This is a genomic window from Allobosea sp. Root483D1, assembly GCF_001429505.1.
GTDB lineage: Bacteria > Pseudomonadota > Alphaproteobacteria > Rhizobiales > Beijerinckiaceae > Allobosea.
The window spans coordinates 35,988-62,785 of the sequence record NZ_LMJW01000002.1 but is presented as its reverse complement, the minus strand read 5'-3'; the positions used below and the strand labels follow the sequence as shown (position 1 = coordinate 62,785).

At 66.5% G+C, this 26,798-nt stretch carries 23 protein-coding genes, 1 pseudogene and 1 riboswitch; of the genes and pseudogenes, 8 read left to right on the top strand and 16 right to left on the bottom strand.

Going from position 1 to position 26,798, the window contains the following annotated elements:
- Positions 1-1,201 precede the first annotated feature (1,201 nt).
- From ASE66_RS06355 to ASE66_RS06340, 4 genes are all read right to left on the bottom strand, one after another.
- The gene (locus ASE66_RS06355; protein WP_057188776.1) at positions 1,202-1,672 is read right to left on the bottom strand and encodes a hypothetical protein; all 471 of its coding nucleotides are present in this window, start codon (positions 1,670-1,672) and stop codon (positions 1,202-1,204) included.
- A gap of 244 nt (positions 1,673-1,916) precedes the next feature.
- Positions 1,917-2,405, bottom strand: a complete 489-nt coding sequence (locus ASE66_RS06350) for a hypothetical protein (RefSeq protein WP_057188775.1) — start codon at positions 2,403-2,405, stop codon at positions 1,917-1,919.
- Positions 2,398-2,739: a rod-binding protein gene (locus ASE66_RS06345; RefSeq protein WP_057188774.1), complete on the bottom strand. Its 342-nt coding sequence runs from the start codon at positions 2,737-2,739 to the stop codon at positions 2,398-2,400. Before ASE66_RS06345 ends, ASE66_RS06350 begins: the two co-directional genes overlap by 8 nt.
- A complete protein-coding gene (locus ASE66_RS06340) occupies positions 2,739-3,791 on the bottom strand; it encodes a flagellar basal body P-ring protein FlgI (protein ID WP_082613251.1) in 1,053 nt (350 codons plus the stop codon). Before ASE66_RS06340 ends, ASE66_RS06345 begins: the two co-directional genes overlap by 1 nt.
- A 451-nt stretch (positions 3,792-4,242) precedes the next feature.
- On the opposite strand from ASE66_RS06340, the gene ASE66_RS06335 reads away from it, so the two are divergent.
- On the top strand, positions 4,243-4,650 hold the full coding sequence (locus tag ASE66_RS06335; RefSeq protein WP_244494818.1) for a flagellar assembly protein FliX: 408 nt from the start codon (positions 4,243-4,245) through the stop codon (positions 4,648-4,650).
- On the opposite strand, the gene ASE66_RS06330 is transcribed toward ASE66_RS06335, so the two are convergent.
- Both ASE66_RS06330 and ASE66_RS06325 read right to left on the bottom strand, forming a co-directional pair.
- The gene (locus ASE66_RS06330) at positions 4,651-5,196 is read right to left on the bottom strand and encodes a 2,4'-dihydroxyacetophenone dioxygenase family protein (protein WP_057188773.1); all 546 of its coding nucleotides are present in this window, start codon (positions 5,194-5,196) and stop codon (positions 4,651-4,653) included. It lies immediately after the preceding gene.
- 88 nt (positions 5,197-5,284) lie between these two features.
- Complete coding sequence (locus tag ASE66_RS06325; protein WP_057188772.1) at positions 5,285-6,004, bottom strand: SDR family NAD(P)-dependent oxidoreductase; 720 nt, start codon at positions 6,002-6,004, stop codon at positions 5,285-5,287.
- 217 nt (positions 6,005-6,221) lie between these two features.
- Between ASE66_RS06325 and ASE66_RS06320 the strand changes: the two genes are divergently transcribed.
- Positions 6,222-7,436, top strand: a complete 1,215-nt coding sequence (locus ASE66_RS06320) for an NADP-dependent isocitrate dehydrogenase (protein WP_057188771.1) — start codon at positions 6,222-6,224, stop codon at positions 7,434-7,436.
- Between the two features lie 140 nt (positions 7,437-7,576).
- Here the strand turns inward: ASE66_RS06320 and ASE66_RS31240 are convergent.
- A pseudogene (locus ASE66_RS31240) lies at positions 7,577-7,871 on the bottom strand (5-methyltetrahydropteroyltriglutamate--homocysteine S-methyltransferase); the annotation flags it as partial.
- 65 nt (positions 7,872-7,936) lie between these two features.
- Positions 7,937-8,135, top strand: a riboswitch (cobalamin riboswitch).
- Positions 8,136-8,248: 113 nt separating this feature from the next.
- Between ASE66_RS31240 and ASE66_RS06310 the strand changes: the two are divergent.
- The 3 genes from ASE66_RS06310 (at position 8,249) to ASE66_RS06300 (ending at position 12,939) form a co-directional block, all read left to right on the top strand.
- Entirely contained in the window at positions 8,249-11,152 is a 2,904-nt protein-coding gene (locus tag ASE66_RS06310) for a ribonucleoside-diphosphate reductase subunit alpha (protein ID WP_057188769.1), read from the top strand.
- A 157-nt stretch (positions 11,153-11,309) separates the two neighbouring features.
- Complete coding sequence (locus ASE66_RS06305) at positions 11,310-12,434, top strand: ribonucleotide-diphosphate reductase subunit beta (RefSeq protein ID WP_082613249.1); 1,125 nt, start codon at positions 11,310-11,312, stop codon at positions 12,432-12,434.
- A 55-nt stretch (positions 12,435-12,489) separates the two neighbouring features.
- Complete coding sequence (locus ASE66_RS06300) at positions 12,490-12,939, top strand: GFA family protein (RefSeq protein ID WP_057188779.1); 450 nt, start codon at positions 12,490-12,492, stop codon at positions 12,937-12,939.
- A gap of 3 nt (positions 12,940-12,942) precedes the next feature.
- Here the strand turns inward: ASE66_RS06300 and ASE66_RS06295 are convergent, their stop codons facing one another.
- From ASE66_RS06295 to recA, 4 genes are all read right to left on the bottom strand, one after another.
- Positions 12,943-13,569, bottom strand: a complete 627-nt coding sequence (locus ASE66_RS06295) for a hypothetical protein (RefSeq protein ID WP_156412041.1) — start codon at positions 13,567-13,569, stop codon at positions 12,943-12,945.
- Positions 13,569-14,726, bottom strand: a complete 1,158-nt coding sequence (locus tag ASE66_RS06290; RefSeq protein ID WP_244494816.1) for a cyclic nucleotide-gated ion channel — start codon at positions 14,724-14,726, stop codon at positions 13,569-13,571. The genes ASE66_RS06295 and ASE66_RS06290 overlap by 1 nt, the downstream gene beginning before the upstream one ends.
- Positions 14,727-14,733: 7 nt before the next feature.
- Entirely contained in the window at positions 14,734-17,385 is a 2,652-nt protein-coding gene (gene alaS / locus ASE66_RS06285; protein WP_057188766.1) for an alanine--tRNA ligase, read from the bottom strand.
- Between the two features lie 186 nt (positions 17,386-17,571).
- Positions 17,572-18,657, bottom strand: a complete 1,086-nt coding sequence (gene recA / locus ASE66_RS06280) for a recombinase RecA (RefSeq protein ID WP_057188765.1) — start codon at positions 18,655-18,657, stop codon at positions 17,572-17,574.
- 167 nt (positions 18,658-18,824) lie between these two features.
- Between recA and ASE66_RS06275 the strand changes: the two genes are divergently transcribed.
- The gene (locus ASE66_RS06275) at positions 18,825-19,334 is read left to right on the top strand and encodes a hypothetical protein (protein WP_162262454.1); all 510 of its coding nucleotides are present in this window, start codon (positions 18,825-18,827) and stop codon (positions 19,332-19,334) included.
- On the opposite strand, the gene ASE66_RS06270 is transcribed toward ASE66_RS06275, so the two are convergent.
- Positions 19,278-19,829 carry a hypothetical protein gene (locus ASE66_RS06270; protein ID WP_156412040.1) on the bottom strand — a complete coding sequence of 184 codons (552 nt, stop codon included), beginning with the start codon at positions 19,827-19,829 and terminating at the stop codon, positions 19,278-19,280. The two genes, ASE66_RS06275 and ASE66_RS06270, sit on opposite strands and share 57 nt — an antisense overlap.
- A 34-nt stretch (positions 19,830-19,863) precedes the next feature.
- Positions 19,864-20,451, bottom strand: a complete 588-nt coding sequence (locus ASE66_RS06265; RefSeq protein WP_057188762.1) for a TetR/AcrR family transcriptional regulator — start codon at positions 20,449-20,451, stop codon at positions 19,864-19,866.
- An 86-nt stretch (positions 20,452-20,537) separates the two neighbouring features.
- Here ASE66_RS06265 and ASE66_RS06260 point away from each other — a divergent pair, with 86 nt between their 5' ends.
- Positions 20,538-21,359, top strand: coding sequence for a crotonase/enoyl-CoA hydratase family protein (locus ASE66_RS06260; protein ID WP_057188761.1), 822 nt, complete (start codon positions 20,538-20,540; stop codon positions 21,357-21,359).
- A gap of 11 nt (positions 21,360-21,370) precedes the next feature.
- Positions 21,371-21,790 carry a DUF1330 domain-containing protein gene (locus ASE66_RS06255; RefSeq protein ID WP_057188760.1) on the top strand — a complete coding sequence of 140 codons (420 nt, stop codon included), beginning with the start codon at positions 21,371-21,373 and terminating at the stop codon, positions 21,788-21,790.
- A gap of 11 nt (positions 21,791-21,801) precedes the next feature.
- Here the strand turns inward: ASE66_RS06255 and ASE66_RS06250 are convergent, their stop codons facing one another.
- The 3 genes from ASE66_RS06250 to ASE66_RS06240 form a co-directional block, all read right to left on the bottom strand.
- Positions 21,802-22,275, bottom strand: coding sequence for an ester cyclase (locus ASE66_RS06250; protein ID WP_244494815.1), 474 nt, complete (start codon positions 22,273-22,275; stop codon positions 21,802-21,804).
- Positions 22,276-22,406: 131 nt separating this feature from the next.
- The gene (locus ASE66_RS06245) at positions 22,407-25,529 is read right to left on the bottom strand and encodes an efflux RND transporter permease subunit (protein ID WP_057188759.1); all 3,123 of its coding nucleotides are present in this window, start codon (positions 25,527-25,529) and stop codon (positions 22,407-22,409) included.
- A 9-nt stretch (positions 25,530-25,538) separates the two neighbouring features.
- Positions 25,539-26,672, bottom strand: coding sequence for an efflux RND transporter periplasmic adaptor subunit (locus tag ASE66_RS06240; RefSeq protein WP_162262453.1), 1,134 nt, complete (start codon positions 26,670-26,672; stop codon positions 25,539-25,541).
- Between the last annotated feature and the right edge of the window lie 126 nt (positions 26,673-26,798).

Genomic DNA, 26,798 nt, shown 5'->3' with positions numbered 1-26,798 from the left:
TCAGCTGGGTGCCCTGGACGTCGAGCTTGGTCTGGTTCTTGCCGGTNCTTCTCGTTGAAGACGACCGACAGACGGTCACCGCCGAGCAGGTTGATGCCGTTGAAGCCGGCGTCCTTGGCGAGATCGTCGATCTTGGTGCGCAGGTCGTTGTACTGGTCGATCAGGTTCGAGCGCGTCGCCGAGGTGATGGACTGGCCCGTGATGCCGGTGCCCGCCACGCTGTCCGTCGCCAGGAAATTGATCTTGGCGTTGCTGTTGGTGCCGGAGGCAGCGGCGGCGGCCTGCGAGGTTGTCGCGTCAGTGCCGACGCCGAAGCCGAACTGGAGTTCTTCCGAGCCAGTGCCCTTGACGTTGAGCTGGCCCTTCTCGTCGACGAAGGCGGTGGCGATGCCCGACTTGTTGATCTCGTTGACGAGATCGCGAACTGTCGTGGTGGTGGCGCTGAAGCTCGCAGTGTAGGTCGTCGAGCCCGCCTTCAGGAAGACGGCGGCCGTGTTGTTGGTCGTCGTGTCGATGCCGATGTCACCGGCGGAGGTGGCGGTGGCAGCGTCAGCAGTCGTATCCGCGCCGCCGATCTTCTTGTCGAGGGCGATGTCCTTCAGGCTCTTGCTGGTGGCGGAGACTTCCGCCGCGTTCGCCAGAGCCCCGCCGGCCTTGGTCGGGCGGTTCTGAGCCGCATCGGCCTGGGCCTGCTTGATCGTCGACTGCAGCGAACCGACGAGCTTGGTGATGCCGTCGATGCCCTTGGAGGCAGCCTGGATGGTCTGAATGCCGTTCGAGATGCCGTCGAGCAGGCCGGTGAGCTGGCTCGAGCGATCATTCAGCGAANGGAGTTGACCTTCTTGCCGGTGGCGAGACGGTTCTGGATCTGCGAGGACTGGGCGGCGGTCGATTGCAGCGTCGAGAGATTGTTCCGGACGCCGGCAGAGAGAGAAACGGCCATATTTCGATACCTTCCTGGTATGGTGCCTTCTGGCATCGCGACCGTTCTGGCCGCGACCGAGGGAGGATGCGGCCGATTTCGTAACGAGCGGTGAATCCGAGCCGGCGAATTGCCTGCAATTTGGGCGAAGTCGGGAACTAGTTAACGAGCGTAAAATATTGCCACGCCGAGGCCGCTGCGGCCTGGCTCGCCTGGCCGAACGAAAAACGCCGCCGGTGGTTGCCGGCGGCGTCAAAAGGTGAGTGAGGGCGGCAGAGCTCAGGCGAGGCGCTCGACCTCATGGCTGCGGGACGCTTCCGCCTCGCGATTGCGTTCAAGAATCTCGCGTGACCAGACGCGCATTTTCAGCAGAGTCTCGTCTGGCAATTGCTCGACCACTTCGCCGGTGTCGCGGTTGGTCTTGCGCAAGATGACACTGCGCGTCTTCGGATCGATATCGAGGCGCCGCTCGATCACGTCACGCAGATCCTGCTGGCGACGCTGTTCGTCGAAGCGACGCTGCTGGGCCTTATCGTCCTGCGTGCTCTGCTGACGTTGCGCGTCTGAGCGACGCTCTTCGGCGCGGGCACGGATGTCGAGCTGGACCGGCTCGCCGGCGGGTACCGACCGGACGGTCTTCTCCGGTGGGAGCTCGACCGGGGTCGCGCCGTTCTGGACGGAAATGTCGGTGCGAATCGTCGCCTGGACGGCACCGGTCGCGAACGTCTTGGGTGTCGCGCCGAAATCCATTCTGGACTCCTCTCGCAAAGGCGGACTTCTTCCAAGAGCGAGAATGTGCGGCAGAGAGTTAAATGTGCCGTTAGAGAAATTGGTAAATTGCAGCGCATTTCGCGCTTTTTCTGCGCATGGACAGAGTTAATGCGCGCTCGATCGAGTCTCGATCGAGCTTAACCATGTTGTTCTTCGCCTGCGACAAGCGCTTGATCTCACCATGCCGCAGTTGCTGGGGCGGCTCTTCTTACGTTTGCGAGTCTCACAGACTCTTCGAGACCACCAGCGGTCCGGCATTGGGCCGGGCGAAGACTCCGGCGCCGACGGTCGCGGTCGGTCCGTAGCCGGGCGCCCTGTTCTGCTTGTTGGCGTCGGCCGCCAGGTCGCGCATGATCGATTCCGAGATCGCCCGCGCCGTCGCCAGCACCGTCTGGTTGAGATCGATCAGCTCCTGGAAGGCGATGTGGGCGTTCTTCAGGCGCTTGACCTTCTCCGGGGCGAAGCGAGCGAGCGCCACCGCATTCAGTTTGACCTGCTCCACACCCTTCATATAGCTGCCGGCGAGCTCGGCCTTGCGCGTCTCGCGCTCCATCGCGTCCTTGAGGCGCCCGGCCTTGACCAGCCCGGTCTCCTCGCCGACGACATGGGAGAGGGCGCCGAGCGTCTCCAGGATGGTTTCGATCAGGCTTTCGGCCTCGACGGCGTTCGAGATGCGCGGGCGCTCGTCGACGACGCGCATCCGGTCAAACATTGCCGGCTCCCGAAGCCTGGACCTGGATCAGGTCGCGCATGATCTGGTCCGAGAGGCCGACGCCGCCGGCCCGCTGCAACTGCTTGGCGTATTCCTGCGTCAGCATGGAGCGCCAGACATCGCCGCCAACGCCATTCTCGCCGAGCGGGCCTTCGGTCCCGTTCGAGTTCATCATGGTCTGGGTGAAGTTCTCGAGGAAGACGGTCTCGAAATCGGCGGCCGTCTTCTTCGCCTTGCTCTGCGAGGAGCTGAGCGCGTCGGCGATGCCGCCAGCGAGATTGACGGCGGCGCCGATGGCGAGCTTGGCGGCAGGGGCGGCGAGGATGGCAGTCATTACATCACCTCGATGTCGGCTTGCAGCGCGCCGGCTGCCTTGATGGCTTGCAGGATGGAAAGCAGGTCGCGCGGGCCGAGGCCGAGGGCGTTGAGCCCGTCGACCAGCTCGCGCAGGGTCACGCTCTCCTTGACTAGGGCGAGCTTGTTGGTGCCCTCGGTGTCGACCTTGACGTTGCTGCGCGGCACGACGACCGTCCGGCCCTGGCCAAACTCGTTCGGCTGGCTGACCTGCGGCTCCTCGGAGATCGTCACGGTCAGGTTGCCCTGGGCGACCGCGACGGTGGAGACGCGGACGTCCTTGCCCATCACGATGATGCCGGAGCGCTCGTCGATGACGACGCGGGCGATCTGGTCGGGCTCGACCCGGAGCTGCTCGATGTCGGTGAGCAGCCGGATCATGTTGCCCTGGAATCGGGGCGGAATCTGCAGCACCACGGTCGAGGGGTCGGTCGGCTCGGCCGAGTCGCCGCCGAGGAAGTCGTTGATCGCGGCGGCGATGCGGCGCGCCGTGGTGAGGTCGGGATTGCGCAGCGACAGGCGCAGCGTCTTCAGCTTGTTGAGGGCAAAATCGATCTCGCGCTCGATCAGGCCGCCATTGGCGATACGGCCGACGGTCGGGACACCGCGGGTGATCTTGGCGGCGTCGGCCTCGGCCGAGAAGCCGGCGATCGCCACGGGCCCCTGCGAGACGGCATAGACCTCGCCATCGGCACCGAGCAGCGGAGTCGCCAGCAACGTGCCGCCTTGCAGCGACTTGGAGTCACCCAGTGCCGAGACGGTGACGTCGAGCCGTGTGCCCTGGACGGCGAAGGGCGGCAGATTGGCGGTGATCATCACCGCTGCGACGTTGGCGGTGCGCATGCTGGCGCCGCGCGTGTTGACGCCGAGGCGTTCCAGCATCGCCTGCAGCGACTGCTTGGTGAAGGGGGCGTTGTTGAGCGTGTCGCCGGTGCCGTTGAGGCCGACGACGATGCCGTAGCCGAGGATCTGGTTGCTGCGCACGCCCTCGACCGAGGCCAGGTCCTTGATGCGCGAGAGCGCGGTTCCCATGCCGCCGCTGCCGGCGAAGGCGGTTCGCGAGGCGCCAGCCTCGGCCGCGCCGTTGCGTGCCGGAGCGTGGCTGCTGACGCCGTTGCCGCCACGGCTCGGCGAAACCGCCGGAGCAAGATCGGCCGCCATGGCAGCGCCGGCCAGCAGCAGGGCTGCGAGCGGCGTCAGCAGGTGGCGGAGGCGAAAGAGGCGAGGCATTTGGCACCGGGTGAATCTGTTGTCGCCCATCCAGTGCGAAGAGCGTGCCAATTCAGGAGAAAGTGAAAACGCTTTTTAATCAGGATTTTAGAGATGAGTGGCCTGATCCTGTAGGGAGTGGCAGCCGGCGCAAAGCTGCCGCCCCGGCAAATCCTGCCGGGTGATTTACCACTCGTTAACCACGTTGCCGGCACAAGGATGTGGGTGGGCAGCGTCCGTGCAGCGCCTTTTTGGCCGACCTTGCGAGAGCGTGATGATCCGCATCGACCAGCGCAGCCCTATCGCCTCGACGACCTCGACAAGTCGTAGTCCGTCGACTGGTGGTTCGACCTTCCGCCTGCCGGCGCGCGAGAACGCGGCGTCGGCGCAGGGCGCGGCCGTGAGCCATGCCGGCTCGCTCGACGGGCTGCTTGCTGTCCAGTCCGAGGAGGACGGGCAGGAGCGCAAGCGGCGCCAGGCCCGCCGCGGCCACGACCTGCTCGACGGGCTCGACCGGCTCAAGGCAGCTCTACTCTCCGGGCGCGTCTCGCCGGCAGAGCTCGAGCGGCTGAAGGCGATGCTCTCGGCCAGGCGCGAGGCGACCGACGATCCACGTCTCGACGAGGTGCTCGCCCATATCGAATTGCGCGCCGCGGTGGAGCTGGCGAAGCTCGGGCGCTGATCAGCGGATGAACTGATCGGCGTAGTCCGCCCCGAGCCCGTTGGTGGCATAGTGGGCGCGGCATTTGTCGAGCCGGGTGAAGACGTCGTCATAGCCGAGGCATTTGCCGTCCGGGTCGACATAGATCATCGCGCCGTTGACCTGGAACATGGTGATCATCTCCTCGACATCGGGGTCGACCACCAGGGTATGGGTCTCGCCGGGCGCCTCGTAGACATACGACCCTTCCGTCGCGACCCAGTCATGTTCGAGGTAGCGCCACTTGCCCCGGAGCACATAGCCATGAACCGGCTGGGGATGGCGATGGCGCGAGAGCACTCCGGCGCGGCGCACGCGCAGCAGGTTCATCCAGTAGCCGCGCGTCACCGAGAGGCATAAAGGCCGGAACCAGACATTGTCATCGACCGGCACCCAGACGCGCTCGTCCTCGGGGATGACGTTGGGGACGATCAACTCGGGCGGCGAGTCCTTCGGCTGCGGATGGCGGTACGGGGTCCAGCGCTCCTCGGTGCTGACCTGGACGGGGACCGGGCTGACCTTGTTCATCGCTATTTCCTCCGAGTCAGGTTTTGATTCAGCTGGCTTGGCGATCGATTCAGGAAACGCCGCCAGGTCGCTGATGTTTCTCAGTCTTTCAGACGGCGAGATAACCGCCGTCGACCGGCAGGATCGCGCCGGTGACGAAGCCGGCGGCGTCCGAGAGCAGGAACAGGACGGCGCCGCCGACATCGCCCGGCTCGCCCCAGCGGTTCATCGGCGTGCGCGCCAGGATCGGCGCGGAGCGGGCCGCATCCTCGACGAGAGGCCTTGTCAGTTCTGTCGCGATCCAGCCAGGCGCGACCGCGTTGACGCGGATGCCGTCCTGCGCCCAGGCGGCGGCGAGCGATTTGGTCAACTGGCCGACGCCCCCTTTCGAGGCGGAATAGCCGGGCGCATAGGCCGAGCCGTGGAAGGTCAGCATCGAGGCGGTGTTGACGATCGCGCCCTTGGCGAGAGCGAGCTTTTCCTTCGCGGCGAGACACATGCGCATCGAGCCGGTGAGATTGACCTCGATCGTCAGCCGGAAGGCCTCGATCTCGAACTCCTTGCCGCCGCGCTGGATCATGCCGGCGCAATTGACGAGAGCATCGATGCGCTCGCAAGCAGCGACGATTGCCGCGACCTCCGCATCCTTGGTGACGTCGAGCCGGGCATGGCGGATCGCGGCATGGGCGGGCGTGGCCGCGACCTCGTCGTCGGTGAGGCCGGTGGCGAGGACCTGGTAGCCGGCTTCAGCGAGCGCGAGCGCGGCACCGGCGCCGATGCCGCGGGTGCCGCCGGTGACGAGGGCGAAGCGAGAGGAGGAGGCTGTCATGCCTCCAATCTAAATCGGTTCGCAGCATTGCCAACTGCGTTGGCGGGCGGGGCGCCCTGCGTCCGCGCGCGGGGTCCATTGGTCAACCCGCCGCGCCTTGCCCAAAAGGCCGGCTTCCCCCTTCGGCCGGAACCCGCTAGGAAGCGCGCGGGCCGGCAGTGGCGTCAAGCTGTTGCCTGCAATCGTTCCAGTTTGGCCAGAGCAGGGGTCGTATCACATGAGCAAGATCAAGGTCGCCAACCCGGTCGTCGACATGGACGGCGACGAGATGACCCGCATCATCTGGCAGCACATCAAGGACAAGCTGATCTTCCCCTATCTCGACCTCGAGCTCGATTATTTCGACCTCTCGGTCCAGAACCGCGACGCGACCGACGATCAGGTCACGATCGACGCCGCCAACGCCACCAGGAAGCACGGCGTTGCGGTCAAGTGCGCCACGATCACGCCCGACGAAGGGCGCGTGAAGGAATTCAATCTGAAGTCGATGTGGAAGTCGCCGAACGGCACGATCCGTAACATCCTCGGCGGCGTGATCTTCCGCGAGCCGATCATCTGCAAGAACGTGCCGCGCCTCGTCCCGGGCTGGACGCAGCCGATCGTCATCGGCCGCCATGCCTATGGCGACCAGTACCGCGCGACCGACTTCAAGTTCCCCGGCAAGGGCACGCTCTCGATCAAGTTCGTCGGCGAGGACGGCAACGTCATCGAGAAGGAGGTCTTCAAGGCTCCGGACGCCGGCGTCGCCATGGCGATGTACAACCTCGACGACTCGATCCGCGATTTCGCCCGGGCTTCGCTCAACTACGGCCTGCTGCGCAAGTATCCGGTCTATCTCTCGACCAAGAACACCATCCTCAAGACCTATGATGGGCGCTTCAAGGATATCTTCGAGGAGATCTACCAGGCCGAGTTCAAGGCGGAGTTCGACAAGCTCGGCATCACCTATGAGCACCGCCTGATCGACGACATGGTCGCGTCGGCGATGAAGTGGTCGGGCGGCTATGTCTGGGCCTGCAAGAACTACGATGGCGACGTGCAGTCCGACACCGTGGCGCAGGGCTTCGGCTCGCTCGGCCTGATGACGTCGGTGCTGATGACGCCGGACGGCAAGACCGTCGAGGCCGAGGCCGCGCACGGCACGGTGACCCGCCACTATCGCGAGCACCAGAAGGGCAAGGAGACCTCGACCAACTCGATCGCCTCGATCTTCGCCTGGTCGCGCGGCCTCAGCCACCGTGCCAAGCTCGACAATAACGCCGAGCTCGCCAAGTTCGCCCAGCTGCTCGAGAAGGTCACGGTCGACACCGTCGAGGCCGGTGACATGACCAAGGACCTGGCGCTGCTGGTCGGCCCCGACCAGAAGTTCCTCTCGACCACCGGCTTCCTCGACAAGGTCAGCGACAACCTGCGCAAGGCGATGGCCGCGTAAGGCGGTAGACTCCTCGCCGATACGACGAAGCCCGGCCAGATTGGCCGGGCTTTTTTGCTATGTCGGAGGGACATGATGGCGGGTGACAGAATTGCCATCCGCACGTCGTCGTCTGTCCTGCGGTTCAGCCGACCCGCAGCGCGCGCCGCTTCGACCATGTTCACTAGGGCGGGCCGAACTTCCTCCCACTTTCGAGTTTTCAGACCGCAGTCCGGATTAACCCACAGCTGGTCGTCCTTCAGCCGCTGGCGTGCCAAGCGCAGCAAATCAGTCATCTCGGCGACATCCGGCACGCGCGGGGAGTGGATGTCGTAGACGCCAGGCCCGATCTCGTTCGGATTGGTAGCTGCGGAAGGCTTCCAGCAGCTCCATCTTCGAGCGCGAGGTCTCGATCGAGATGACGTCGGCATCCATCGCCGCGATCGCGTCGATGATCCTCGCTTTCCACATGCGAGTGACAAGTCACTTACGACCAATTGACAGCGCCTGAGTGGGCGCTACTAAATCTGGTGGTCGATGGTCTCTCGAATCGCAAGATCGAGAGCTAAGAGGGAAGCCGGTGAGAAACCGGCGCTGCCCCCGCAACTGTCAGCGGTGAGTTCGCGTCCATGTAAGTCACTGAGGCCGCAAGGCCTTGGGAAGACGGGCACGAGCGATGATCCGGGAGCCAGGAGACCTGCCGCGACCCTAGTTCTACGTCCACGGGCGGGGTGTCCCGGTGGTGCGCTTGGCAGGTCGTGGCCTTTAGGTGCCGCGCGCCTTCTCGACGCAACCGCTCGGCCTTTGCTCCCAACATCTTGGGGTTGATGCCGATGTCTCTGTCTCTCGAAGCCGAACGGCCAACGGCCGCCTTGCCGGTTACCGCGGTGCCGCCAAAATCGGTCACGAGCGAGCCCGGCTATCAGATCATTCGCCGCAACGGCGCGGTGACGCCGTTCGATCCCTCGAAGATCGCGGTCGCGTTGACCAAGGCCTTCCTCGCTGTCGAGGGCTCAAGCGCCGCCGCCTCGCGCCGTATCCATGATGTCGTTGCCGAGCTGACGGAGCAGGTCGTCGCCGGGCTGACGCGGCGTGCCGCGACCGGTCGCACCTTCCATATCGAGGACGTGCAGGACCAGGTCGAGCTCGCCCTGATGCGCGGCGAGCACCACAAGGTCGCCCGCGCCTATGTGCTTTATCGCGCGGAGCGGGCGCGTGAGCGGGCAAAGGTGGTCGCCGAGGCGAAGCCGGCCGCCGCGGTAGCGCCGGCGCTGCGGATGAAGCTGGCCGACGGAGCACTTGTCCCGCTCGATGCCGCGCGCCTCGACAAGGTCGTGCGCGAAGCCTGCGCCGACCTCGACGGCGTCTCGGCTGAGCCCGTCCTCGCCGAGGCTCAGCGCAACCTCTATGATGGGATCTCGCTCGACGAGCTGGCGCTCGCGCCGATCCTCGCCGCGCGCACGCTGATCGAGAGCGAGCCCAGCTATGCCAAGGTCTCGGCCCGCCTCCTGCTCGACAAGCTTCGCCGCGAAGCGCTGAGCTTCGTCCATGGGCGTGCCGAGCAGGCGACGCAGGAAGAGATGGCCGGCCGCTATGGCGAGTATTTCGAGGCCTATCTGAAGGTGGGCATCGAGAACGAGCTGGTCGACCCCGAGCTCGGCCGCTTTGACATCGCCCGTATCGCCGCGGCCCTGAAGCCCGGGCGTGACCTGCAGTTCGACTATCTCGGCTTCCAGACGCTCTACGACCGCTATTTCCTGCATGTCCGAGGCAACCGCTTCGAGCTGCCGCAGGCCTTCTTCATGCGCGTCGCGATGGGCTTAAGCCTGCGCGAGATCGACCGCGAGGCGAGGGCGATCGAGTTCTACGACCTGCTCTCCTCCTTCGACTTCATGGCCTCGACCCCGACCCTGTTCAATTCGGGCACGCTGCGGCCGCAGCTCTCGTCCTGCTTCCTGACGACGGTCGCCGACGATCTCGATGGGATCTTCAAGGCGGTGAAGGACAACGCGCTGCTCGCCAAGTACTCCGGCGGCCTCGGCAATGACTGGACGCCGGTGCGGGGCTTGGGCGCGCATATCAAGGGCACCAATGGCGAGAGCCAGGGCGTCGTGCCGTTCCTCAAGGTCGCCAACGATACGGCGATCGCGGTCAACCAGGGCGGCAAGCGCAAGGGCGCGGTCTGTGCCTATCTCGAGACCTGGCATGTCGACATCGAGGAGTTCCTCGATCTCCGCAAGAACACCGGCGACGACCGCCGTCGTACCCATGACATGAACACGGCGAACTGGATTCCCGACCTGTTCATGCAGCGCGTCGAGGCTGGCGCCGACTGGACGCTGTTCTCGCCGGACGAGGTGCCGGACCTGCACGACCTCTACGGCAAGCCGTTCAAGGCAGCCTACGAGGCCTATGAGGCGAAGGCCGCCGCTGGCCAGATCAAGGTCTGCAAGCGCGTAAAGGCGCTCGATCTCTGGCGCCGCATGCTGACCATGCTGTTCGAGACCGGGCATCCCTGGATCACCTTCAAGGACGCCTGCAACCTGCGCTCGCCGCAGCAGCATGCCGGCGTGGTGCATTCCTCCAACCTCTGCACCGAGATCACGCTCAACACCTCGGCCGACGAGGTCGCGGTCTGCAATCTCGGCTCGGTCAACCTCGCCGCTCATGTCACTTCGGAAGGGCTCGACCAGGCGCGGGTCGCTCGCACGGTGAAGACCGCGATGCGCATGCTCGATAACGTCGTCGACATCAATTTCTACACGATCCCGGAAGCGCGCCGCTCGAACCTGCGTCACCGTCCGGTCGGTCTCGGCATCATGGGCTTCCAGGACGCGCTGCAGAGCCTGCGCCTGCCGGCGGCGTCAGAGGAAGCGGTCGCCTTCGCCGATAGCTCGATGGAGGCGATCAGCTTCCATGCGATCTCGGCCTCGGTCGATCTCGCCGCCGAGCGTGGCCGCTATCCGAGCTTCGAAGGCTCGCTCTGGTCGAAGGGCATCCTGCCGATCGACTCGCTCGACATCCTCTCGGAGGCCCGCGACGGCGACGTCGAGCTTGACCGCTCTTCGACGCTGGACTGGGAGAGCCTGCGCGAGCGGGTGAAGACCACCGGCATGCGCAACTCGAACACGATGGCGATCGCGCCGACCGCGACGATCTCGAACATCGTCGGCGTCTCGCAGTCGATCGAGCCGTCCTACAGCCAGCTCTACGTCAAGGCCAACATGTCAGGCGACTTCACCGTGGTGAATGCCGGACTCGTGCATGACCTGAAGGCGAGGGGCCTCTGGGACGAGGTGATGGTCTCGGACCTCAAATACTATGACGGCAAGGTCAGCGGCATCGACCGCGTCCCCGACGATCTCAAGGCGCTCTACGCGACCTCCTTCGAGATCCCGACGGAGTGGCTGATCAGGGCGGCTGCGCGCCGGCAGAAATGGATCGACCAGGGCCAGTCGCTCAATCTCTATATGGCGCAGCCCTCCGGCCGGAAGCTCGACGAGGCCTATCGGCTGGCCTGGCGGCTCGGCTTGAAGACGACCTATTACCTGCGCGCGCTCTCGGCGACGCATGTCGAGAAGTCGACGCTGAAAGGCACGGACGGAAAGCTCAACGCGGTCTCGGCGACCGTGCCGGTCGCGGCCGCGCCGATCATCGTCGACATCCCGCTCGAGAACGGCATGGCCGTGCCCAACGCCTGCTCGATCGACGATCCCACCTGCGAGGCGTGCCAGTAAGCCTGACCGCCGTCATTTTCCTCACCGTCATTCTCGGGCGAAGCGCAGCGCAGACCCGAGAATCTCCATCAGGAAAAGGCTCCCGAGCCTCCTTCGGCATGAGATGCTCGGGTCAAGCCCGAGCATGACGCCCTTCAGTTTCAGAACGGAATTTCCCATGCTCGACTGGTCCGACACCAAGCCGGCGACCCCGGCCAATCCCGCCATCCTGACCAACGCTCCCGCCTCAGACGCTACCGGCCTCGGCGACATCGACCGCAAGGGCGGGCGCGTCAGCGTCGACGAGAAGCGGATGATCAACTGCCGCGCCGACGTGAACCAGCTCCTGCCGCTCAAGTACAAATGGGCCTGGGAGAAGTATCTTTCCGGCTGCAACAACCACTGGATGCCGACCGAGGTTTCGATGCAGGCCGATATCGCGCTGTGGAAATCGAAGGACGGGCTGACCGAGGACGAGCGGCGCATGCTCAAGCGCAATCTCGGCTTCTTCGCGGCGTCCGAGAGCCTCGTCGCCAACAACATCGTGCTGGCGATCTACCGCCACCTGACCAATCCCGAATGCCGGCAATATCTGCTCCGACAGGCCTTCGAGGAGGCGATCCACACCCACACTTTCCAGTACATCGTCGAGAGCCTCGGCCTCGACGAGGGCGAACTGTTCAACATGTACCGCGAGGTGCCCTCGATTACCGACAAGGCGGCCTGGGCGCTGAAGCATACCCAGAGCATCGAGGATCCCGAATTCCGGACCGGGACGCCCGAGAACGACCAGGCCCTGCTGCGCGACCTGATCACCTTCTACGTGATCTTCGAGGGCATGTGGTTCTACACCGGCTTCGCCCAGATCCTCTCGCTCGGCCGGCGCAACAAGATGGTCGGCATCGCCGAGCAGTACCAGTACATCCTGCGCGACGAGTCGATCCATCTGAACTTCGGCATCGACGTGATCAACCAGATCAAGATCGAGAACCCGCATCTCTGGACCAAGGCTTTCCAGGACGAGGTCCGCGGCATGATCCGCGATGCGGCCGAGCTCGAAGCCGCCTATGGCCGCGACACCATGCCGAGGGGCTTCCTCGGTCTCAACGCGGCGCTCTGCGAGCAGTACATGCACTTCATCGCCAACCGCCGCTGCGGCCAGCTCGGCCTGACCCCCGTCTTCGCCGAGACCGAGAACCCGTTCCCGTGGATGAGCGAGGCGATGGACCTCAAGAAGGAGAAGAATTTCTTCGAGACCCGGGTGATCGAGTATCAGAATGGCGGCGCGCTGAGCTGGGAGTGAGGCGAGAGCGGATAATCGCTGCGCCCGCACGGGATTGGGAGCTGACATGAGCGAGGTGACGACTCTCACCGGCGGCTGCCAGTGCGGCGCGGTGCGCTATCGGCTGCTGAAGCCGCCGCACAAGGTCTCTGTCTGCTTCTGCCGGATGTGCCAGAAGGCGGTGGGTAATTATTTCGGCGCCTTCGCCTCCTCGCGTATCGCCGACGTCGTCTGGACGCGCGGGCGGCCTTCGGTCTTCCGCTCGTCGGAGGTCGCCGAGCGCGGCTTCTGCCGCGATTGCGGCACGCCGCTGAGCTTCAGCTATCCCGGCATGGGCACGCTCTCGCTTGCCGTCGGCAGTCTCGACGACCCGGCTGCGTTTCCGCCGAGCCATGCCTATGGCGTCGAGGGCAGGGCGTCCTGGTTCGACGAGCTCTGCCGGCTGGAGGGCACGCGGACCGAGGACGATATCCCCGCAGACGAGCTGCCCGCCTATCGCTCGCGCCAGCATCCCGATCGCGACTGAGCGCTATTCGACCACGACCTCGCGTCGCGCCAGCACGCGCGGGCCGGTGAGGGGCGCGTCCATCACGTAGCGCAATTCGTAGCTGCCGGGCTCGGCCGGGGCTTCCAGCGTGCTCTCGACATTCTCGGCTGGAAAGAAGCTCGGCCCCTGCGCGTCCGGCGGCGCATCCGGCTTGACCAGCACGACGCGGTCGCGATCGCCATTGGGGCCGATGCCGCGCGCGGGCAAGGGGTTGCCGCGCGCGACGCGGGCGGGAGCGGCGAGGGTCGCAGCTGGCGCCGTCGTCACCAGCGGCTGGCGCAGCAGGATGACCGGCTTGCCGTCGCTCTCGCCGAGCAGGCGCCATTCGAAGCTGCCGACCTCACCCGGCGCGGGCAGCGACAGCACCGTCGCTTGGCCGAGCGGGGAGGCGACGATCGCGCCCTCGGGCGGATCGGTCGGCCTGCTGATGGCGAGGCGGGCATTGGCCGGGGCGCGGCTGATGAAGGCGGTCGCCATAGCGCCGGCCATCAGCGTGCGCGGCGCCGAGAGATTCGGGCCTTGCGGCTGGCGCTGCGGGCGCGGTTGCTGCGCCATGGCGGGGCTGCCTGCACCAAGGAGCAGGACGAGGGCGGTGCGGCGGGTCGGCATCATACTGCTGCAAGTCGATGGAGGTGGGCGGCCAGTTCCGGGTGGCGCAGCATGAGCAGGCGAAAGTCGGCAGGATCAAGGACAAGGAGCTTGGTCGCGACGATGGCACGCGCAGCGATGCCACCCTCGGCGGCCGCGAGCTCGGTCAGGCAGAGCTCGCCGAAATAGCCGCCTTCGTCGAGCCGCCGGCTGCCATCGGCCGCTACGAGCTCAACCTCGCCGCTGGCGACGAAATAAAGCGAATGCGCCGGCTCGTGCGGGCGCAGCACGACGCCGCCGCTGCGAACGGTGCGGGCGCGCAGTGCATGCATGATCTCGGCGATCTCGGCGGCGTTGAGGCCGCTGAACAGCGGCACACGCGCCAGCATGCTCCAGGTGACGACGAATTCGCGCCGGTGGATCTCCTGGGCGAAGGCGGTGGCGATGATGCCGACCGGCAGCGCCAGCATGACGAGGCCCATCACCGCGGTGAATGATGCCACGACCTTGCCGAGGGGGCTCACCGGGAAGGCATCGCCATAGCCGACGGTGGTCAGCGTCACGATCGCCCACCACATCGCGTCGGGGATGGTGCCGAACTTGTCCGGCTGGACGTCGTGCTCGACGAAGTGCATCGCCGTGGCGGCGAGCAGCATGACCCCGATCAGGATGACGATGCAGGCGGCGAGCGCCTTGCGCTCGGCATGCAGCGCCGCCCCCAGCGAGGCCATGCCCGGCGAATAGCGCCCGAGCTTGAAGAAGCGCACCAGCCGGAAGAGCAGCAGGATCTTGAGATCGCCATAGCCGAGCAGGGCCGCGTAGAGCGGCACGGTGGCGAGGAAATCGAGCAGAGCCGGCGGCGACAGGGCATAGGCGCGCCGCGCCGCCCAGCCACTCATGCCGCGATAGCGCGCATGCTCGGGCGCGACCCAGAGCCGGACCGCATATTCGAGCGTGAACAACACGGTCGAGACCAGCTCGATGCCGTGGAACAGCCGGTCATGGGCGGTGGCGAGCCTCGGTACCGATTCCAGCACCAGCGCCGTGACGTTGACGATGATCAGCGCGACCAGCCCGCCATGGACGAGCCTGGCCGAAAGATCGTCGCCTGCGCCACGGTCGATGATCAGATGCGCCCGCCGCCGCCAGCTCATGCCAGGCTGCGGGGCGGGCGTCATGTGAGCGTCAGCCCATCGCGGCGGCGACGGCGTCGAGCGCCGCCTGCGCCTGGGAACCGTCCGGACCACCGGCCTGGGCCATGTCGCGACGGCCACCGCCACCCTTGCCGCCCAGTGCCTCGGAGGCGGCGCGCACCAAAGCGACCGCATCGAAGCGCTCGGTCAAATCGGACGTGATGCCGACGACGACGCCGGCCTTGCCGTCCTCGGCGACGCCGACGATGGCGACGACGCCGGAGCCGACCCGCGCCTTGGCCTCATCGGCCAGACTCTTCAGGTCCTTCATCTCGACACCGGTGACGGCGCGGGCGAGGAGCTTGGCGCCGGCGACCTCGCGGATGGGGTCGCTCGCCTCGCCGCCGCCGCCCATTGCGAGCTTCTTGCGCGCTTCGCTGAGCTCGCGTTCGAGCTTGCGACGTTCCTCGACCAGTGTCGCGACGCGCGCCGGCAATTCGGCGATCGGCGCCTTCAGCAGCCCGGCCATCTCGTCGAGCGCGACGCTCTCCTGCCGCAGATGACGCCGCGCCGCCTCGCCGGTGAGCGCCTCGAGCCGGCGCACGCCAGCCGCGACGCCGGCTTCCGACAGGACGGTGACGAGGCCGATGTCGCCGGTGCGGCCGGCATGAGTGCCGCCGCAGAGCTCGACCGAAAACGCCTTCGGCGTATCGGCATCGCGATCCGTGCCCATCGACACCACGCGGACCTCGTCGCCGTATTTCTCGCCGAACAGCGCGCGGGCGCCGGAGGCGATCGCGTCGTCGACCGACATCAGCTTGGTGGTGATCGGCTCGTTCTGCAGCACCAGCCGGTTCGCCATCTCCTCGACCTTGGCCAGCTCCTCGCGCGAAATCGGCTTGGGATGGCTGAAGTCGAAGCGCAGGCGCTCGGCTGCCACCTGCGAGCCCTTCTGTGCGACATGGTCGCCGAGCACGCGCCGCAGCGCCTCGTGCAGCAGATGGGTCGCAGAATGGTTGGCGCGGATGCCGCCGCGGCGGGCATGGTCGACGGTCAGCTCGGCCGGCTTGCCGATCTCGATTGCGCCGGAGACGACCTTGACCTGGTGGGCGAAGACGTCGCCGAGCTTCTTCTGGACGTCGAGGACCTGCGCCTTGAAGCCGTTGCCGACAAGCGTGCCGGTATCGCCGACCTGGCCGCCGGATTCGCCGTAGAACGGCGTCTGGTTGAGGATGACGGTGCCGCTCTCGCCTTCCTTCAGCGAGGTGACCTCGGCATTGTCCTTGACCAGGGCGGTGACCACGCCCTCGGCGCCCTCGGTGTCGTAGCCGAGGAACTCGGTCGCTCCGACGCGCTCGCGCAGCGGGAACCAGAGCGTCTCGGTCGCGGCCTCGCCGGTGCCGGCCCAGGCGGCGCGCGCCTTGGCCTTCTGCTGCGCCATCGCCGCGTCGAAGCCCTCGATATCGACGCCGACGCCGCGGGTGCGTAGCGCGTCCTGGGTCAGGTCGAGCGGGAAGCCAAAGGTGTCGTAGAGCGTGAAGGCGACGTCGCCCTTGAGCTTGTCGCCGGAGTTCAGGCCCAGCGTTTCCTGGTCGAGGATGGACAGGCCGCGCGCCAGCGTGGTGCGGAAGCGGCTCTCCTCCAGCTTCAGCGTCTCGCTGATCAGCGCCTCGGCCCGGATCAGCTCGGGATAGGCCTGGCCCATCTCGCGCACCAGCGCCGGCACCAGCTTGTGCATCAGCGGGTCCTTGGCGCCGAGCAGCTGTGCATGGCGCATGCCGCGGCGCATGATCCGGCGCAGCACATAGCCGCGGCCCTCGTTCGAGGGCAGCACGCCATCGGCGATCAGGAAGGCGGAGCAGCGCAGATGGTCGGCGATGACGCGGTGGCTCGCGCTCATCGGCCCTTCGGAAGACACCGAAGTGAGGTCGGCGATGGTGCGGATCAGCGTCGCGAACAGGTCGATCGCATAGTTGTCATGCGTGCCCTGGAGCACGGCGGCGATGCGCTCCAGCCCCATGCCGGTGTCGATCGAGGGGCGAGGCAGGTTGGTCCTGATGCCACCCGCAGCCTCTTCATATTGCATGAACACGAGGTTCCAGATCTCGATGAAGCGATCGCCATCCTCCTCGGGCGAGCCCGGAGGGCCGCCGGGGATATGGTCGCCATGGTCGTAGAAAATCTCGGAGCAGGGGCCGCATGGGCCGACATCGCCCATGCGCCAGAAATTGTCGGAGGTCGCGATCCGGATGATGCGCGAATCCGGCAGGCCGGCGATCTTCTTCCAGAGCGTATGCGCCTCGTCGTCCTCGGAGTAGACGGTGACGGTCAGCTTGTCCTTGGGCAGGCCGAATTCGCGGGTGACCAGGGTCCAGGCATGGGTGATCGCCTGTTCCTTGAAATAGTCGCCGAAGGAGAAGTTCCCCAGCATCTCGAAGAAGGTGTGGTGGCGGGCGGTATAGCCGACATTGTCGAGGTCGTTGTGCTTGCCGCCGGCGCGCACGCATTTCTGCGCCGTGGTGGCGCGCGAATAGGGCCGCTTCTCCTGGCCGGTGAAGACGTTCTTGAACTGCACCATGCCGGAATTGGCGAACATCAAGGTCGGGTCGTTGCGCGGCACGAGCGGGCTCGACGGCACCACCTCGTGGCCGTTCGCCTTGAAGTAATCGAGGAAGGTCGACCTGATCTCGTTGACGCCGCTCATCGCAATCTTGGCTCTGTTCTGGTGGGGCCGGCAGGCCCGGCGCAGTGGTTCTAGTCAGCCCATGTGCGCCTGTCCAGAAACGGCCCGCATAGTTCGCGGCTGCGGCAAGCCGCTGACCGCAAAACGGAAACGGGCGACCTGAAGGCCGCCCGTCGACTCAATCACTCTGAACCTCGGTTTGAAGGCTCAGGCCTCGCCCTCGTCGAGATCCTCGGCGGTCGGGTCGGCATTGTCGAGGATGCGCTCGGCGACCAGGCCGGAATTCTGGCGGATGGTCGTCTCGATCTTGGCGGCGACGTCGGGATTAGCCTTCAGGAAGGCCTTGGCATTCTCGCGGCCCTGGCCGAGGCGCTGGCTGTCGAAGGAGAACCAGGAGCCGGACTTCTCGACCATGCCGGCCTTGACGCCGAGGTCGATCAGTTCGCCGGATTTCGAGATGCCCTCGCCGAACATGATGTCGAACTCGACCTGCTTGAAGGGCGGCGCGACCTTGTTCTTGACGACCTTGACGCGGACCTGGTTGCCGGTCGCCTCGTCGCGCTCCTTCAGCGTCGAGACGCGGCGGATGTCGAGGCGGACCGAGGCGTAGAACTTCAACGCATTGCCACCGGTGGTGGTCTCTGGGCTGCCGTACATCACACCGATCTTCATGCGGATCTGGTTGATGAAGATGACCATGCAATTGGAGCGGGAGATCGAGGCGGTGAGCTTGCGCAGGGCCTGGCTCATCAGGCGCGCCTGCAGGCCGGGCTGGACGTCGCCCATCTCGCCCTCGATCTCGGCGCGGGGTGTCAGCGCCGCAACCGAATCGATGACGAGCACGTCGATCGCGCCGGAGCGGACCAGCGTGTCGGTGATCTCGAGCGCCTGCTCGCCGGTGTCGGGCTGCGAGATCAAGAGGTCGTCGAGATTGACGCCAAGCTTGCGGGCGTAGACCGGATCGAGCGCGTGCTCGGCATCGACGAAGGCGCAGACGCCGCCTTTCTTTTGCGCTTCAGCAATGGTGTGGAGCGCGAGCGTGGTCTTGCCGGAGGATTCAGGCCCGTAGATCTCGATGACGCGGCCGCGGGGCAGGCCGCCGACGCCGAGCGCGATGTCGAGGCCGAGCGAGCCGGTCGAAATCGTCTCGATCTCGATCGCCTGCTGGTTCTTGCCCAGGCGCATGATCGAGCCCTTGCCGAAGGCGCGTTCGATCTGCGAGAGCGCGGCGTCGAGCGCCTTGGCCTTGTCCATCGAGGAGCCTTCCACGAGCTTGAGATTCGCCTGATTCACGACGTGCGCTCCTTATGGCAGGGGCGCGACCACATCTCAATCCGCGCCATGGAATCGACTATGGTCATGGTTTGTTCTCGCTCGCAAGTTCTTTTTTTGTTCTCGTTTCGGTGCGCGCCGGTTGTGCTAGGACAGCGTGAAAGCAGCTTGCTGTCGGAGACTGCGGCGTGATGCGCAAGGCCCTGATCAAGCTCCTCCTGATCCCGCTCGATCTCGTCGTCGGCCTCGTCATCCTGCTCGACGAATTGGTGCGGCCGCTCTACCGGCCGCTGATCGCCTGGTTCGCCTCGCTCAGGCTGGTGGCGCGGCTGGAAGCGGCGATCGGGCGGCTGCCGCCCTATGGCGCGCTGGTCGCGCTGGCGATTCCCTTCGCCATCGTCGAGCCGCTGAAGCTGCTCGGCTTGCTGTTCCTGGCGCGCGGGGCGTTCATGGCCGGCATCGTCACGACGGCGATCGGCCATCTCGCCGGCTTCCTCCTGGTCGAGCGCGTCTATCATGCCGGGCGGGCGCAGCTCCTCACCATCCCCTGGTTCGCGCGGATCATGGGCTGGATCGATGCGATCCGGCAGGTGGTGATCGGGCGGATCAAGGCGAGTGCGGCCTGGCAGCGGGCGGTGGTGCTAGTGCGGGCGGTGCGGGAGCGCCTGCGTGGCTTCAGGCTGCGCCGGCGTGCCTGACAGGCTGACCTGCGGCGCCGGAAGAGGGGCGTCCTCCTCCGCCGGCTCGGCCTGCCAGGCGGCGGCGAGCCGTTCCAGCTCCAGCGTGTAGCAATAGATCGCGAAGACGATCGCGAGGAGCAGGCCGGAGCGCCAGGCCAGGGTGAAACTATCGTCGAGCTTCGTCAGCTCCGGCAGATGGCGCAGGAAATAGATCGAGGCCAGCGCGCCGCCGACGATCGCACCGAGGCGGGCGGCGAAAGCCAGGACATGTCCCAGGGGCAGGCTGTGGAAGCCTTGCGGTACCGGGAGCCAGTACAGACGGGTCCAGTAGCAGCACTGACCCAGCAGCGCCGCCACGCAGACCTGCGCCAGAATCTCGGTCGGCAGCGTCTGCTGCTGGCCGATCCGCTCGACCAGGACGCGGAAGGCGATGTGGATGTGAAAGAGGATTACCAGCGCGCAGGCGGTCTGCGCGAGCAGCAGCAGCGTGTAGGCGAGGACGGGCCTGCGCATCATCGGCGCAGGATAGAAGGCGGCCGGGCGGCGATCAAACGGGGCTGTTCCGGCACGCACCGGCAGCCAGCGTCGCGGCCGCGCGGCCGGCAGCCTCGACATAGGCCGGATCGCGGTGGACGAGCATGACCGAGAAGGCACCGTCCATCAGCAGAACGACCTGCCGGGCCAACTCGTCCGGGGCGGTAACGCCGTGATCGGCGCAGGCGCCGGCGAGCCAGCGTTCGAAGCCGGCCTTGTGGCGTGCGCCGATCCTGATCGCGGGGTGGCCTGGCAGGTTGACGAGCTCAGCGGCGGTGCGCAGGAAGCCACAGCCCTTCCAGCGTGGATGCCGGGCCGAGCGCGCGAGGTTCTGGAAGATCGCCTCGACCTTCCGCGGCAGGCCGCCTTCGGCCTTGTCGAACCAGCCGGCCATCAGCTTGAGATTGGGCTGGTCGCGCGCATCGAGATAGGCGGCGACGAGCTCGTCCTTGCTCTCGAAATGATAGTAGAGCGTGCGCTTGGTGACGCCCGCCTTCTCCGCGACCGCGTCGACGCTGACGGCGCGGATGCCCTCGCCATAGAACAGCTTGCTGGCGGCCTCGATGATGCGGGTGCGCGTCGGCTTGTCGGGTTCGGCCATCGCTCATGTATACCGTACAGGTAGTATACATCGTCAAGCCTGAAGCGCAGCCTTCCGACACCTGAAACCGGAAGAAAGCCAAGGCCATGGCCGATAACGATCCCGTCCTGATTCAACAGCGCGAGGCGATCGCGACGCTGACGCTGAACCGCCCAGGCAAGCTCAACGCGTTGAGCTACGGGCTGATCGACCGCCTGCTCGAACTGCTCGACGCGATCGAGGTCGACCCCTCCATCCGCGCGGTGATCCTGACCGGCGCCGGCGAGCGCGCCTTCTCGGCCGGCGGCGACATCCATGAGTTCTCGCGGAGCGTCGCGGCCGGGCCGGAACAGGCGGTACGTGATTTCGTCCGCCGCGGGCAAAAGCTGACGGCGCGTCTGGAAGCCTACGGCAAGCCGGTGATCGCGGCGGTGAACGGGCTCGCCTATGGCGGCGGCTGCGAGGTCACCGAGGCGGTGCCGCTCGCCATCGCCAGCGAGCGGGCGATGTTCGCCAAGCCGGAGATCAATCTCGGCATGCCGCCGACCTTCGGCGGGACGCAGCGCCTGCCGCGGCTCGCCGGCCGCAAGCGCGCGCTGGAGCTGCTCCTGACCGGCGATCCATTCACGCCGCAGCGGGCGCTCGATATGGGGCTGATCAACGCGGTGGTGCCGCATGAGGAGCTGCTGCCGGCCGCGCAGGCGCTGGCGGCGCGCATCCTGCGGCACTCTTCGTTAGCGGCGGCGAGCATCCTCACCGCGGTGACGCGCGGCATCAACACCAGCATCGCCGAAGGGCTGCTGATCGAGAGCGAGCAGTTCGCCCGCGTCGCGCCGACGGCCGATCTGCGCGAGGGGCTCGACGCCTGGATGGCGCGGCGCCAGCCGATCTATTCCGGCGACTGGTCGCTGGTCGCCAAGGCCGGGTGAGGGAGGCGGAGATGAGCGATCATGCGAGCTTCAGCCGCGAGGCTTTCGCTGCCTTCCGCGCCGACGACAGGCCGGGCCCGGTGCAGATGCTGAATCTGATCCGGCTCAACGGCGAGGCGCAGTATCCGGACGGGCCGCATGGCGGCGGCCGCGAGGCCTTCGCGGCTTATGGCCGGATCAGCGCGCCGGTGCTGACGCGGCTCGGCGGGCGCATCCTCTGGCGCGGCGGCTTCGAGCAGATGCTGATCGGCCCGCGGGGCGAGCGCTGGGACATCTGCTTCATCGCCGAATATCCCAGCGTCGAGGCCTTCGCCGCCATGTTGCGCGACCCGATCTATCGCGAGGCGATGATACATCGACAGGCGGCTGTGAAGGATTGCCGCCTGATCCGATTGGAATCGCGGGAGGCGGGCGTGACCTTCGCCGGATAGGGCAGGGAGGTTCAGCCCTGTTTCAGGCGCCCGATCAGGCCATGGATGTCGCCGAGCACGAAGAGGTCGCGCACGAGCCCGTCCTCGAAGCTGAAGGCCGGCGCGCCATGCCACCAGACATGGCGGCCGCTCGGCGGCACCCCGAACATCTCGCGGCGATGGAAGCCGTGGAAACGCAAGCGGCCGAAGACGCGGTTGCCTTCCTCGACCAGTGCCAGGATGTCGGAGGTGTAGTCGCCGAGCGAGCCGGTGACCCAGTCGACATAACCCGCGAACTCGCGGTGGCCGTGCAGGACCGGACCGAGCGAGCCGCGGAAGGTGAAGTCCTCGTGGAAGATCCGCGGGATCAGCGACTTGTCGGCGTGGTCCCACATCTCCTTGTAGAAGACGCGAACGAGCTCCTTCTGCGGCGAGAGCGTCACACCAGCGAAATCGAGGGCGGGCTCGTCCTGCGGCGCGTCCCGGCCTTTTGGCATCTCCGTCATGCACGGGTCCCCTTCGTTGTCGCAGGCTGTCGAGAGGCCCGCCGGATCAAACTCCGCCGAAGCTGCGCCGGAGGGGACAGCAAATCTCGCAAAGCGCCGGTGGCAAACTGCCCATGCCGAGCCGGGTCTGATCACCCTGCCGCGTGGCGTGTTTCCGCCGGAGCGGGCGTGGCCGACCTGCTGCCGCCGAGCCGGCGCGAGAGCCCTTCCATGAAGAGGAAGATCACCGGGGTGATGAACAAGGTCAGCACCTGCGAGACGATCAGCCCGCCGACCACGGCGAGGCCGAGCGGCTGACGGAGCTCCGCGCTCGCGCCGGCGCCGATCGCGATCGGCAGCGCGCCGAGGATTGCGGCCAGCGTCGTCATGATGATCGGACGGAAGCGACGGAGGCACGCTTCGCGGATCGCAGTTTCCGGCGGTTCGCCGGCGCGCTGCAATTCGAGCGCGACGTCGATCATCATGATCGCGTTCTTCTTGACGATGCCGATCAGCATCAGGAGCCCGATCACGGCGATGACCGAGAGATCGAGGCCGAAGAGCTTCAGCGTGAGGAGCGCGCCGAGCGCCGCCGCCGGCAGGCCGGTCAGGATGGTCAGCGGGTGGATGAAGCTCTCGTAGAGGATGCCGAGCACGATGTAGATCGTCAGTACCGCGCCGGCGATCAGCAGCCCCTGGTTGCCGAGCGACTGCTCGAAGGTCTTGGCGACGCCGGCGAAGCTGGTGCCGATCTGGGCGGGCAGGCCGAGCTCGGCCTTGATCGTGTCGATGCGCTGGACGGCCTCGCCGAGCGCGCGGCTGGCGGGCAAGTTGAAGGAGAGGGTGACGGCCGGGAGCTGGCCAAGCTGGTTGACGGTGAGCGGGCCGGCCTTGCGCTCGATCCGGGCGAAGGAACCGAGCGGGACGAGCGCGCCCGAAGAGGAGCGGAAGCGGACCTGATCGAGCCTGTCGTTCGACCATGCGATGTCGGGATTGAACTCGATGATCACCTGATAGCTGTCGCTGGTGGTGTAGATCGTCGAGATCTGGCGCACGCCGAAGCCGGAATAGAGACTGGAGCGCAGCACGTCGGCGCTGATGCCCATCGACTGCGCCTTGGCCCGGTCGATGACGAGATTGGCGAGCAGGGCCTTGTTCTGCAGATCGGTGGTGACGTCGACGAAGAGCGGATCGTGCTGCAGCGCCTCCAGCATCTTGCCGGACCAGTCGGACAGCGCTGCCTGGTCGATCGACTGCATCACGAACTGGTACTGGCTCTTCGAGGACCGCGCGCCGATGTTGAGATTCTGCACCGGCGACATGTAGGTCGCGATGCCGGGAATGGCGGCGAGCTCACGGCGCAGCTCCGCGAGCATCTGCTGCAAGGGTGGGCGCTGCGCCTTCGGCTTGAGCTCGACGAACAGCCGTCCGGCATTGAGGCTGCTCGACTGGCCGCCGGAGCCGATGGTCGAGGCGACGTGGGCGACATAGGGCGAGCGCCGGAAGACCTCCTCGACCTTCTGTTGCAGGGCCGACATCGCGTCGAAGGAGATGTCCTGGCGTGCCTCTGTCGCGACCTGGAGCTGGCCGATATCCTCCTGCGGGAAGAAGCCCTTGGGGATGGTCACCACCAGCCAGGCGCTGGCGGCGACGCTGGCGAGGAAGATCATCAGCACGGTGCGGCGGTATTTCAGGCTGAGATCGAGGCCGGCGCGATAGGCCCCGAGCACGGCATCGAAGCCGCGTTCGAGGAAGGCGAGCCGGTCTTTCTTCCCAGGTTCCGCATGGCCCGCCGCGCTCGCGCCGAGCCGCGCGCACATCATCGGCGTCAGTGTCAGCGAGACGAAGGCCGAGGCCAGGATCGCGACCGTGACGACCACCGCGAACTCGTTGAAGACGCGCCCGATGACGCCGCCCATCAGCAGCACGGGAATGAAGACCGCGACCAGCGAGAGCGAGATCGAGATGATGGTGAAGCCGATCTCGCTCGATCCCTTCAGCGCGGCGTCGAAGGCCGAGAGCCCGTCCTCCTCCATATGGCGGACGATGTTCTCGAGCATCACGATCGCATCGTCGACGACGAGGCCGACGGCCAGCGTCAGGCCGAGCAGCGAGATGTTGTCGATCGAGAAGTCGAACAGATACATCGCCCCCAGCGTCGCGATCAGCGAGATCGGCACCGCCACCGCCGGGATCAGCGTCGCGGTGAAGCGGCGCAGGAACAGGAAGATCACCGCGACGACCAGGACGATCGTCAGCCCGAGGGTGAACTGGACGTCCTCGACCGCCTGACGGATCGAGGCCGAGCGGTCGTTGAGCAGGCCGAGCGTGGTCGCCGGCGGCAGCAGCGACTGCATCTGGCCGATCGCCGTCTTGACGCGGTCGACGACCTCGACCGTGTTGGCGTCGGGCTGGCGGAAGACCGCGACGACGAGCGCGCGCGAGCCGTCATACCAGCTGGCGAGCTGGAGGTTCTCGACCGAGTCGATCACCTTGGCGACGTCGCCGAGCCGGACCGGGCGGCCATCGCGGGTGGCGATAATGATGTCGGCAAAGTGCGCGGCGTTGGCGAGCTGCGTCTCGGCTTCGATCGTCAATTGCTGCGGGCCGGACTGCATCGTGCCGACTGGCGTGTTGACGTTGGCGGCGGTGATCGCCAGCTGCAATTCGTTGATGCCGATGCCGCGGGCGGCCAGCGCGGTCGGGTCGACCTGGATGCGCACCGCGTATTTCTGGCTGCCGAAGATCTGGACCTGCGCCACGCCCTCGACGGTGGAGAGCGTCGGCGAAAGCACCTGCTGGACGAAGGCGTCGATCTTGGAGAGCGGCGTGACCTCGCTCTTCAGCGCCAGCAGCAGGATCGGCGCGTCGGCGGGGTTGAATTTGCGGTAGCTCGGCGGCGTCGTCATGTCGACCGGGAGCTGCCGCTGGGTGCGGGCGATCGCGGCCTGGACGTCGGCCGCGGCTGCGTCGATGTCACGATCAAGCGCGAACTGGATCGCGATCGAGGTGTTGCCGAGCGCGTTGGTGGTCGCGATCGAGTCGATGCCGGCGATGGTGGCGAACTGCTTGATCAGCGGCGTCGCCACCGAGGTTGCCATGATCTCGGGCGAAGCGCCGGGCAATTGCGCGGAGACGTTGACGACCGGGAATTCAGCTCGTGGCAGCGCCGCGACCGGAAGAGAGCGCCAGGCGAAGAGACCGCCGAGGATGAGCGCGCACGACATCAGGATCGTCGCGACCGGATGGCGGATGCAGAAGGCCGAGACCGACATGACGCGCCCTCACGGCTTGGTGGTTTGCGGGGCCGTCAGCCTGATCCGGGCGCCCGGCGCCAGCCGCGACTGCCCTTCCGTCACGACCTTCTCGTCCTGCGACAGCCCGGAGGTGAGCGCGGCGACGCCGTTCTCGTTGGAGGCGACCTTGACGGGCCTCGCCTCGACCGTGTCGTCGGCTTTGGCGACGTAGACGAACGGGCCCTTCTGGCCCTCCTGCAGGGCGACCGAGGGCACGGTGACGGAGCCCGGCAGCATGCCGAGCTGGACGACGACGTCGACATATTGCCCGGGCCAGAGCCGGTGCGGCTCGTTCGTGAACAGCGCTTTCACGCTGACGGTGCCGGAGGGGATGTCGACGGCGGAATCGATGAAGGAGAGATCGCCGGTGGCGAGCGCCTCGCGCGTGCCGGAGGCGAAGGCGGTGACCTTGGCCGGCGTCTGCGCCTTTGCTGCCTCCTGCAGCAATGCCAGGTCGCGCTCGGGCAGGGTGAAGGTGACGCGGATCGGCGCGAGCTGCGTCACCGTCACGAGGTTGCTGTTGGCATCGTTGACCCGCACCGCATTGCCCGGCGTCGCCGTGATGGCGCCGAGCCGGCCGGAGATCGGGGCGGTGATGGTGGTGTAGCCGAGCCGGACGCGGTCGAGCGCCAATGTCGCCTCGTCCGCCTTGACGGCGGCGTTGGCGACGGCCTCGTCGGCGATTGCCTGGTCGAGCGCCTGCTGGGTGCCGGCGCCCTTGTCGACCAGGCTTTTCTGGCGGGCGAGATCGGCGCGCTTCTGCGCCACCGTCGCCTTGTCGCGCTCGACATTGGCCTCGTCGCGGGCGACCTGCGCCTTGAGCTCACGATCGTCGAGGGTGAAGAGCAGGTCGCCTTGCTTGACCTCCTGGCCTTCCTTGACGTGCTGGTCGGCGATGACGCCGTCGAGGCGCGACTTGACCGCGACGATGGCGACCGGCTCGGCAAAGCCGATCGAGCGGCGCGTCACCGGAATATCGGCCCGGCCGGCGAGCACAGTCGTGACCGGCGCCGCCAACGGGCCGGCGCGGCGCTCGGCATGGGCCTGCTCCGGACCGTCCTGCGGCCTGATCACGCGATAGGCGGCAAAGGCGGCGACAGCCACCAGGAGGGCTATGATCACGTAGCGTTTCATCGGTCACCAGGCGCAGCGCTGTCGACGAGACATCACTCTAGCCTGCATCCGTCGCGGCCGCCTGTCCGCAGCATGAACTCTTCGTAATCCTGGCGGTTGCCGGGTTGCCCGCCT